General features: G+C 37.9%; 11 protein-coding genes and 1 pseudogene. All 12 read left to right on the forward strand.

Annotated features, from left to right (window positions below; genetic code table 11):
- Positions 1–119: pseudogene (locus tag ICN46_RS12060) on the forward strand (IS30 family transposase); the annotation flags it as partial.
- A 63-nt stretch (positions 120–182) separates the two neighbouring features.
- The gene (locus ICN46_RS11515; protein ID WP_216208941.1) at positions 183–1217 is read left to right on the forward strand and encodes a glycosyltransferase family protein; all 1035 of its coding nucleotides are present in this window, start codon (positions 183–185) and stop codon (positions 1215–1217) included.
- Between the two features lie 98 nt (positions 1218–1315).
- Positions 1316–2455 carry a glycosyltransferase gene (locus ICN46_RS11520; RefSeq protein WP_223146571.1) on the forward strand — a complete coding sequence of 380 codons (1140 nt, stop codon included), beginning with the start codon at positions 1316–1318 and terminating at the stop codon, positions 2453–2455.
- Entirely contained in the window at positions 2449–3726 is a 1278-nt protein-coding gene (locus ICN46_RS11525; protein ID WP_216208947.1) for an EpsG family protein, read from the forward strand. The genes ICN46_RS11520 and ICN46_RS11525 overlap by 7 nt, the downstream gene beginning before the upstream one ends.
- A gap of 39 nt (positions 3727–3765) precedes the next feature.
- Positions 3766–4260, forward strand: coding sequence for an acyltransferase (locus ICN46_RS11530; RefSeq protein WP_216208949.1), 495 nt, complete (start codon positions 3766–3768; stop codon positions 4258–4260).
- Positions 4261–4277: 17 nt separating this feature from the next.
- Positions 4278–5435, forward strand: a complete 1158-nt coding sequence (locus tag ICN46_RS11535; RefSeq protein WP_216208953.1) for a glycosyltransferase — start codon at positions 4278–4280, stop codon at positions 5433–5435.
- On the forward strand, positions 5432–6595 hold the full coding sequence (locus ICN46_RS11540) for a glycosyltransferase family 4 protein (RefSeq protein WP_216208956.1): 1164 nt from the start codon (positions 5432–5434) through the stop codon (positions 6593–6595). The genes ICN46_RS11535 and ICN46_RS11540 overlap by 4 nt, the downstream gene beginning before the upstream one ends.
- Positions 6592–7716 carry a glycosyltransferase gene (locus ICN46_RS11545; RefSeq protein WP_216208959.1) on the forward strand — a complete coding sequence of 375 codons (1125 nt, stop codon included), beginning with the start codon at positions 6592–6594 and terminating at the stop codon, positions 7714–7716. The genes ICN46_RS11540 and ICN46_RS11545 overlap by 4 nt, the downstream gene beginning before the upstream one ends.
- Positions 7709–8455 carry a glycosyltransferase family 2 protein gene (locus tag ICN46_RS11550; RefSeq protein ID WP_216208961.1) on the forward strand — a complete coding sequence of 249 codons (747 nt, stop codon included), beginning with the start codon at positions 7709–7711 and terminating at the stop codon, positions 8453–8455. The genes ICN46_RS11545 and ICN46_RS11550 overlap by 8 nt, the downstream gene beginning before the upstream one ends.
- Before the next feature lie 110 nt (positions 8456–8565).
- Complete coding sequence (locus ICN46_RS11555) at positions 8566–8688, forward strand: transposase (RefSeq protein ID WP_216208965.1); 123 nt, start codon at positions 8566–8568, stop codon at positions 8686–8688.
- 18 nt (positions 8689–8706) lie between these two features.
- Positions 8707–8856 carry a hypothetical protein gene (locus ICN46_RS11560; RefSeq protein ID WP_216208968.1) on the forward strand — a complete coding sequence of 50 codons (150 nt, stop codon included), beginning with the start codon at positions 8707–8709 and terminating at the stop codon, positions 8854–8856.
- 77 nt (positions 8857–8933) lie between these two features.
- A partial coding sequence (locus ICN46_RS11565) for an IS3 family transposase (protein WP_216208971.1) occupies positions 8934–9285 on the forward strand: 352 nt, incomplete at its 3' end.

A 9285-nucleotide genomic window follows, 5' to 3' on the forward strand; every position in this document is an offset into this window, starting at 1 on the left:
ATAAGGAGCTTAGAATGATCCAAGACCGTTTAAACAACCGACCTAGAAAACGATTAGGATTTAAAACCCCCAATGAAGTATTTATGCAGTCCTTAAACCGTGTTGCACTTCGTGTTTGAATCTACGGTTTATTAGTTGACACAAAATTTCAATAAAAAATATCTCTCCATGTTTATTTGGCAATGAATCAAATCATTTACGCGCCCATACTTATTGCAACATGCAATCGAATAGATCATCTTAAGCGTACGATTAATGCGCTTCAATGCGCGGAAGGTGCAAGCAATACTCCTTTATATATTTCAATAGATGGCCCTTATTCCGAATCAGTACGAATAGCTAATGATGAGGTTAAAAAATTTATAAATAATGTAGAAGGATTTCTTTACGTTAAGGTATTTGAACGCGAGAAAAATATTGGAACTTACAATAATTTCATGGTTTCAACCAGGATGATTTTTAAAAAATACTCTCGGATTATTTATTTAGAGGATGATTGTTTGGTCTCCAATAACTTCATTAAATACTTAAATCGAGCTTTAGATTTTTATGAAAATGATTTTTCATGCTATGCAGTTTGTGGTTATAACTACCCAACGTATAGCGAAGAAGATTTAAATTCAACAGATGTGTATAAATCCCAATATTTTTCTGGCTGGGGTGTTGGGTTTTTTAGGGATAGATATATTGAGCCAAAATTTTTATTAATTAAATGGGGTCATTTGTATCGAAATCCTCTCAAGTTCTATCGAGCGGAGCGTCTGGGCGGCTTAATTTCATCTCTTATGCTGATGAAATACAAGAAAGAGATTTGGGGTGATGTATGCAACACGCATCATTTACTTCAAAAAAATATGTATTGTATTTTTCCTACTAAAACTAAGGTGATTAATATTGGTAATGATGGTAGCGGAGTTAATTGCATAAAAGATGAAAAGTTTGAGATGCAGAATTTTTTAGAAGAGAAATCGCGTGATTTAATTCTAAAATCTAATAATGCTACTGATATTATTTACAGAAAAAAAAATAGATTTTATTTTGGGAGCAATAGTCCACTTGTAATTATTTATACTTACTTTATATATTTAATTATTGGGAGATTTGAGGGTGCTATCTACGATAGACTATATAATTTATTACTATCACCAGTTCGAGCAGCGTTTGTATTAAAAAAAATATCGTTATTGATGGTTAATTATTTTAAAATTTTAAAATGAAAGTTACTCACCTAAACCATTCCGATATGGCTGGAGGTGCTGCTCGAGCAGCCAATAGGATTCATAGGGCGTTAAGGTGTATAAACGTTGACTCAAGGATGCTTGTCAATATCTCCTCCTCTGATGATTGGACAATTTATCCTCCTATAGGTATTTTGAATAAGGCGCGTATATCCTTATCTCCACAAGTCGCTAAATTATTTCGAGGTTTATTAAAAACAGAAAATAAAATGTTGCATACTCCAGCTGTTGTGCCTTCTGGATTACCGAAAATTTTGAATATGTCATCATCAGATATCATCAATCTTCACTGGGTTGGTTGGGAGATGTTGTCTATATCTGATATTGGAAAAATAAGGAAGCCAATTGTTTGGACGCTTCATGATATGTGGGCTTTTTGCGGTGCAGAGCATTTAACCTATGAGGGCAGGTGGAAAGAAGGGTATTTAAAAAATAATCGCCCTTCTTATGAGAGTGGTTTTGACATGAATAGGTGGAATTGGCTTAGGAAATTGAAACACTGGGATAAGCCAATTAATATCGTATCACCAAGTTGCTGGCTTGCTGAGTGTGTTAAGGATAGCCCACTAATGTGTAATTGGCCTGTTTCTGTCATTCCAAATCCTCTCGATTTAACTATATGGAAACCAGCACCAAAAATTATTGCCCGCACTCTCTTGGGCTTGCCATTAGATATCCCTTTGATTATGTTTGGCGCTATGGGCGGAGGCGTTGACCCTAATAAAGGTTTTGATTTATTAATCGAGGCTTTAAATCATCTTCGTGGTGAAGGGATTTTTTTCGAACTTATCATTTTCGGCCAAAGCGAGCCAAAAATAAAAGTAGATTATGGTTTTCAAGCCCATTATATTGGCCATCTTCATGATGATATCTCTCTGAGATTGGCTTATAGCGCAGCTGACGTAATGGTTGTGCCTTCTCGTTTGGAGGCATTCGGACAAACTGCCTCTGAAGCACATGCCTGTGGAACGCCGGTTGTCGCATTTAATGTTGGCGGGCTGCGAGATATTATCGATCATAAAATCACTGGCTATCTTGCTAAGCCGCACGACCCAATAGATCTCGCTGCAGGGATGATGTATGTCTTAACTAATAACTGTAATTCACTTCTTGGGCAAGCCGCTCGCTCAAAGGCCGAATTATTTTTTGATGCAAATATAGTTGCAAAAAAGTATAAGGACCTTTATGAAGGGATACTTACACGCCCGATTTGTTAAATAAATTAATTTTTTTAAATGGGTTGCTGTTGCAAAAAATTATTAATATCGAGAATAATATTAAATATAATACAGAAAATCATGCTATAAAAATTTTATTTTTATTTACTATTTGGTGTATATCGCCAATATTTTCTATTGGTTTTCTATTTATCTTTTTTGCAAAATATAAATTAAATAGGACTAATAAATTTATAGTTTTATTGCTAATATCAAGTGCTTTAGGATTAATCAATGCATCAAAGCAGCCCATATCCGATCTCTTGAATTATTATAATTGGTATATTGAGTTTAACGCAATCGATATTACTGATTATTTCAAAATTCGCCCTATAGACCCCGTTTTTTATCTTCCAACAGCAATAGCTTCTCATATATTTAATGGTTATCCTCCAACCTTCAGCTTTTTTTGGACGGTTTTTACATATTTACTATTATCTTATTCAATTATTGGCATTGGAGCTGCCAATAGTTTGGGGCAAAAATCCACAGTAGGATTATTATTTTTTGGTATTGCTGTAGGTTATAGTTTTCCCCTATCTGGGCATCTAGTTCGGCAGTATGCCTCAATGTCTTTACTAATTTTTTCTATTAGTCTTTTATTACAAGATAATAAAAAATACTCTTATATTTTTATCTTTTCAGCCCTTACGCATTTTTCTAGCCTAATATTTGCTCCCGCTTTTTTCATATCCAAAAAAGAATTTTTTAATAAAAATAATCAAATAGCAATAATACTCATTTTATCCATTATTTTTTATATTATCGGTAGTTATAATTTGCTTGAAATTATTAATTCTATGGGATTAAATGGCGGAACATTTATTAATAATATGGCTGAAAGAAGTAGTCTTTATTCTGAGATTGAAGGTTCTAATATTAATGCGGCATTATTTTTTTTATATGTTATTTTTTTTATATTTTTTATATTTACTTATGCAGTAAAAAACGGAAATGATAAAATTGGATTTAAAATTCTGATATTTTTATCTTTCTATTTCTTAGTTCTCATCATAACTAGAAACTCTGGTTTATTATTTGATCGATATTTTTTTTATGGACCAGTCATATTAATCATATTGATGGCATACCTATTTTCAAAATATATATATACTGAAATATTATATATTCCATTATTAGTTATATCATCAATAATTTATTTTTTTAGAATACTTTCAGGGTCAGAATTTAACTATATAAATAATAGTTATAATATAATTACATTTTCAATTTTTGATTTTATTTTTTATATTAAAGATAATTTTTATTAATGTAAAATTAAATTTCCTTGTTAAAGTACTGAGCTCTCTATGATTAGGCATATTTGCAACATCATTCTATGGTTTTTGCCGCCAACACGTATGTTTAGATTGCGCAATTTGATGTTGAGGGCTACTGGAATTCAATTGGGTAGTGATGTTCGTTTTTGTGGGAGGTCTTGGATTTATGGTCGCGGCTTGCTGAAAGTGGGTAGCGATACTTGGATTAGCCCTGGGGCGGTAATCTTCACCCATGTCGAGGCTCAAATTTCCGTTGGTAATTGCTGTGATATTGGCCCGGGCGTTGAGTTTATAACTGGCGGTCATATGATCGGCCCTCATGGCAGGCGTGCTGGAGTAGGTAATGCCAAATCGATTTTCGTTGGGAATGGGGTTTGGATTGGTGCCAAGAGCATTATTTTGGGGGGCGTTACCATAGGCTCTGGTTCCATTATTGCAGCTGGTTCTTTGGTGAGGTCTGACGTTCCAGAAAATAGCTTAGTTGCTGGAGTTCCGGGGGTTATTAAGCGGACCCTAGATTTATGAGGCGTCGAATAATTTTTATGTGCAATGCTTTGGATGATGTGACTCGAATAAAGCGTGGCATATCAACTGACAGCCCTGCTGCTTCCAAAAAAATTATTCTTTTATGCAAGGCTTTGCGCTTAGATGGCGTACGAATAATTATTTTAAGCATGGGTAGAGGTGGCGGAATTTCTGAGTGGAGGAATTTCTCAGGTCGGGTACATAGAGTGAATGGTGTACCAGTCATCTACTTACCTTTCACAACAATACCTTTATTATCGCAATTACTATCTTCTTCGGGTTTAATGTTCGCTATTTTTAAATTGCGCTTAAGGTTCTTTACTCACTTAATCTACTACAACCGAACTGTTGCGTTCCTTCCCTCGTTGCTAATATCCACTGTATTGGGATATAGCAATACTCTTGATCTTGAAGATGGGGAAGTGCGGAATAAAAAGAGTATTAAGACGATTGCACGAGTTGGATTAGTTTCTAGATTATTCGATAAATTCTGTAATAAAGCTTTATTGGCTTGTAGTGCCCTAAGCGCATTCACTTCTATACGGCCTACGCTTTGTTATTACGGCACCATTCCGACTTTACCGATGGCGCCTAGATTTCAACATAAGAATTTGACAGTTTTAATGAGTGGCACTTTATGTCATGACACAGGCTGTGATCTATTGATCGATGCCATAAGAATATTGCGTCAAAGTGATGAGCCCTGGGTAAGAAATGTTAGGTTTGAGATAACGGGGAAAGGTGAGAGTCTTGATCGGCTTAATTTTCTTGCTTCTGAAACAGCCCATCCAATAGTAATTGTGCATGGACGTCTTTCTGATCTGGGTTACTTGAGTGTATTGAATAGGGCTGATGTTGGGCTTTCTCTAAAATTGAATAAGGGACCTTTTGCAAATACCACCTTTCCTTCTAAAGTTATTGAGTATGCGGCTAATGGGATTCTAGTTTTGACCACTGACATCAGTGATGTGCGAAAAGTTCTTGGGGATGGGGCCACTTATTTAAATCTTGATGAGCCCTCTGAGCTTATAAAACTTATTAAGAATATTACTCTCGATTCACAACGATCCTTAGATCGATCTCTAGTTGGCTACAATGCCGTTAAAAATATTTGCTTACCAAAGTTATCGGGCAAAAGACTATCCGAATTTATTTTTGGAACGGCTTCGTCATGAATAATTTTATATATACGTGGCAATCAGTGCTTACTGATCATCAGGCCTTTACCTATGAGGCCCTTGGCAAGCAAGCTAGGGCTGAAGTTGTCCCCTATGTTGTGACGATGGAGGATGAGATGCGTAAAATCCAGGGATGGCAGGACTCTCTGGTCTTATCCATGAAGAGGCGGCTAATTCCAGGTAAAAATTTCTTTGGGTTTTGTTTTTCAGTTCTTCGGGCGCGGCGCAATAGCGTTCATATATTTGCAGCCCCATTTTCAGATATAAGGTTTATTCCGTGCATGTTATTTGCCTCTTGGCTAGGCATCGAATACTATATTGTTTCGGAGCCTTACTCTCAAAGGCCTGATGGCTATTTGCGGGAAACCTCTCTACTGCTTGGTTATATGAAGGCCTCAATTCGCCCTTGGTTGTATAAATTATATGGATTATTACTCAGATCATCTGTGGCTGGAATTTTTACAATTTCTCAGCGATCTTATATCCAATTTCAGGCTGCTGGCTTTCCAATTGATAAGCTATTCCGATTTGGTTATTTTGTCCCTCCACAATTAAATGATGATGAGGTTTCGCAAGATGTCATTAAATATCCTATTGATCCAGTTATAAAAATAATTTATGTGGGGAGTCTAATAAAGACAAAGGGCTTTGACTTGCTCAGTGATGTGGGTGAAATTTTATGGGCCAAAGGCTCAAAAATTTCAATTGATATATATGGCCCGGGAAATGCTGGTGAATTAAGTTTCTTCTCTAAGAACGTTTTTTATAGGGGTGTAATTCCATTTGGACAGGCCCAGAGTGTAATGAGGAGATACGATTTGGCTCTCGTTCCGAGTAGATATGATGGATGGGGTGTAGTAGTTAATGAAGCAATTCTTGCCGGTGTACCGGTTATTTGTAGTGACGAGGTTGGTGCGGGCGCCCTTATTGATAAGTTTTATTGTGGAATAAAGTTTAAATCGGAGGGAATCTATGAATTAGCTGATAAATTAATGCAATTAGAAAAAGACCCTAGCGCACTAAAGGTATTGCGTGAACACACTGTCAAGGCAATGGAATTCATTGAACCAAAAATTGCTGCGACTTATATGCTCCGCGTAATCCAGGCCCCCTTTTTAGAGAAGGTGAGTATTCCATCGCCTTGGTATGGGTTATGAGTTCAAATCGCTTATTGCACGGGGCTATAAGGGTACACCTCACAAATGTAACTGGAGCAGGTGCAAGCCAGCTCCTAAAGTCCTTACTTCCAGCTTTAATTAGAAATAAGAATATCGGTATCTCTGACGTATATCTGCCAGATAGCGGTGAATTATCTTATTTTACTTCTCCGCTTGATGGTATAAAGATGCTGAAATATAAACGCTTTGTTCCTAAATTACTTTCAAGATTTTTGGAATGCACTTTCTTGGCGTTTAGGTTTAATGGCGCTACTCCTTTACTAGTTTGTGGCGATATTCCGCTCAGAGTAAGATCGCCACAAACTCTTTTTGTGCAGACACCACATTTATTGCGACCCGTTGGCTCCAAATTAAGGCTGGGCGAGTTCAAGTACGCGGTCTCTAGATTAATTTTTCGCCTTAATTTAAAGAGGGTCGATGCATTTATTGTTCAGACCGATATTATGAAGGAGGCTCTTATTGCAACCTATCCTTTGGCTCAAGGAAGGGTTTATGTTATTTCGCACCCGGTCCCCGAGTGGTTATTAACTTGCAATTTTCAACGCCAACCTATTTCTCCAATTGCAGAACGTGGTCTTAAGCTGATATATCCATCGGCAGGTTACCCGCACAAGAACCATAAAATACTTAACCAAATTCAAAAAAGTAAAGCGGAAAAATGGCCAGTTTCAGAGCTTATGTTGACGCTTGATAATGCCATGAATCCAGCGCCCTCGATACCATGGGTGCATTGCGTAGGATTTTTGTCCTCAGTTGGGCTGATTGAGGCCTATGAAAAGGTAGACGCTTTACTCTTCCTATCCAATAAGGAGAGTTTTGGATTTCCTTTACTGGAAGCAATGTTTTTAGGTCTTCCGGTGGTTTGCCCTGATTTGCCTTATGCGCATACTCTTTGTGGAGATGAGGCAATCTATTTTGACCCCAATAGTATTGAGTCCCTTGAGGACGCCTTAAAAAAATTAAAATATTTGCTTATTCAGGATTGGAAGCCCGACTGGAGTTCTAGCCTAAGCGGCATCCCTGAAAACTGGAATAAGGTAGCCGCCAATATTTTGGATTTGACTTTAAATGCCAAAAAGTCTGCGATAAATTATGAATAACTTGAAAATTTCAATTATTACGGCTGTTTATAATAATGAAGATATTTCTGAGGCTATATTGAGCGTACAACATCAGAGCTATCAGAATATCGAGCACATTATTGTTGATGGAGATTCTTCTGACGGAACTTTATCAGCCATTAAAAAAATCATTAAGGATGGATCTATTCTTATTAGCGAATCTGATGATGGAATATATGATGCACTTAATAAGGGATTTAGTAACTCTACTGGGGACATTATTGGGCTACTTCACTCCGACGATTTTTTTGCGAATTCAGGGGTGATAGCTGAAGTAGCAAACGCGTTTATGAATCCCAGCGTGGAACTTGTATACGGTGATTTAGATTATGTCTCGCAAAGAGATTCCAGTCGAATTATTAGGCATTGGGTTGCAGGTAATTTCTCTAGGACTAGGCTGTCATTCGGATGGATGCCACCACATCCGACAATATTTATGAGGCGTAGTTTAGTTGAGCGCCTTGGGGGGTATGATGTGAGCTATCGTATCTCCGGTGACTTTGAGATAATCCTACGTTGTTTTAGCGACCACTCTCTCAGTTTTATCTATCTGCCACATGTTTTAGTAAAAATGAGGGTCGGAGGGACTAGTAATCGCTCTTTAAGGCATATTTACATCAAAATGACCGAGGACTATAGAGCTCTTCGTCGCCATAGCATTGGGGGTATTGCTGCCTTGTCTTGGAAAAGTTTAAGTAAGATTAGACAGTTTTTTTGAGCTAATTCTTGTTTAAGATGGCATCCATCTGTAGTATCCCCTTAGATTCGTACATTTAAGAAGTTGAGTTTTCTGTTGTTTATGGCAGTATTTACAACAGGAGAATCAATATGAAGAAGTCACGATTTACAGAGACCCAGATCGTTGGGATTTTGAAGGAAGCCGAGAGTGGCATTGCGATGGCAGACATATTGCGCACGCATGGGATTAGCGGTGCCACCTTTTATCCCTAAAGGGATTTCCTTTGGTCATTGTGGCGCTCCAAATACGGCGGCCTTGAAGCTTCTGAGCTCAAACGAGTAAAGGAGCTAGAGCAGCAGCTATCTGAATATAAAACGATGGTGGCTGAACTGACCCACGATAACCGAGCGCTCAAGAACCTCATCGAAAAAAAGCTCTAGCGCCAACCGGTAAAAGAGAAGCAGTCGATTACCTGGTTGGCGAAGAAGCGGTACCCATTACACGGGCTTGCGCTCACATGGGGCTGGCTAGGTCATCGTATTACGAGCGCCCAAGGAGCAAAGCTAAAGCTGATGAGCCTGTTATTGAAGTACTTAATCAAGTGGTTGCCAAGAATGGGCGCTGGGGATTTAGATTGTGTTTTGATTGGATGCGCAATCAGGGTTACGAGTGGAATCACAAGCGGGTATGGCGTATTTACAAGGAGATGGGCCTCAACTTACCCAGAAGAACTAAAAAGCGCATCCCCAAGATGCCCAGAGTTCCACTTGTTGCCCCTACCGAGGCTAACTCGATGTGGGCCTTAGATTTTATGTACGACACCTTGCATTACGGCCGGCCTTTTAGGACCCTGAACGTCATTGACGAAT

Origin of the sequence: Polynucleobacter sp. Latsch14-2, from assembly GCF_018881925.1 — a bacterium.
GTDB lineage: Bacteria > Pseudomonadota > Gammaproteobacteria > Burkholderiales > Burkholderiaceae > Polynucleobacter.

What these genes read in the sequence shown, in the direction of transcription:
- ICN46_RS11520 (WP_223146571.1), top strand. Translation starts at nt 1,316, where the DNA reads ATGCTTGTCAATATCTCCTCCTCTGATGATTGGACAATTTATCCTCCT.
- ICN46_RS11530 (WP_216208949.1), top strand. Translation starts at nt 3,766, where the DNA reads ATGATTAGGCATATTTGCAACATCATTCTATGGTTTTTGCCGCCAACA.
- ICN46_RS11515 (WP_216208941.1), top strand. Translation starts at nt 183, where the DNA reads ATGAATCAAATCATTTACGCGCCCATACTTATTGCAACATGCAATCGA.
- ICN46_RS11545 (WP_216208959.1), top strand. Translation starts at nt 6,592, where the DNA reads ATGAGTTCAAATCGCTTATTGCACGGGGCTATAAGGGTACACCTCACA.
- ICN46_RS11550 (WP_216208961.1), top strand. Translation starts at nt 7,709, where the DNA reads ATGAATAACTTGAAAATTTCAATTATTACGGCTGTTTATAATAATGAA.
- ICN46_RS11555 (WP_216208965.1), top strand. Translation starts at nt 8,566, where the DNA reads ATGAAGAAGTCACGATTTACAGAGACCCAGATCGTTGGGATTTTGAAG.
- ICN46_RS11540 (WP_216208956.1), top strand. Translation starts at nt 5,432, where the DNA reads ATGAATAATTTTATATATACGTGGCAATCAGTGCTTACTGATCATCAG.
- ICN46_RS11535 (WP_216208953.1), top strand. Translation starts at nt 4,278, where the DNA reads ATGTGCAATGCTTTGGATGATGTGACTCGAATAAAGCGTGGCATATCA.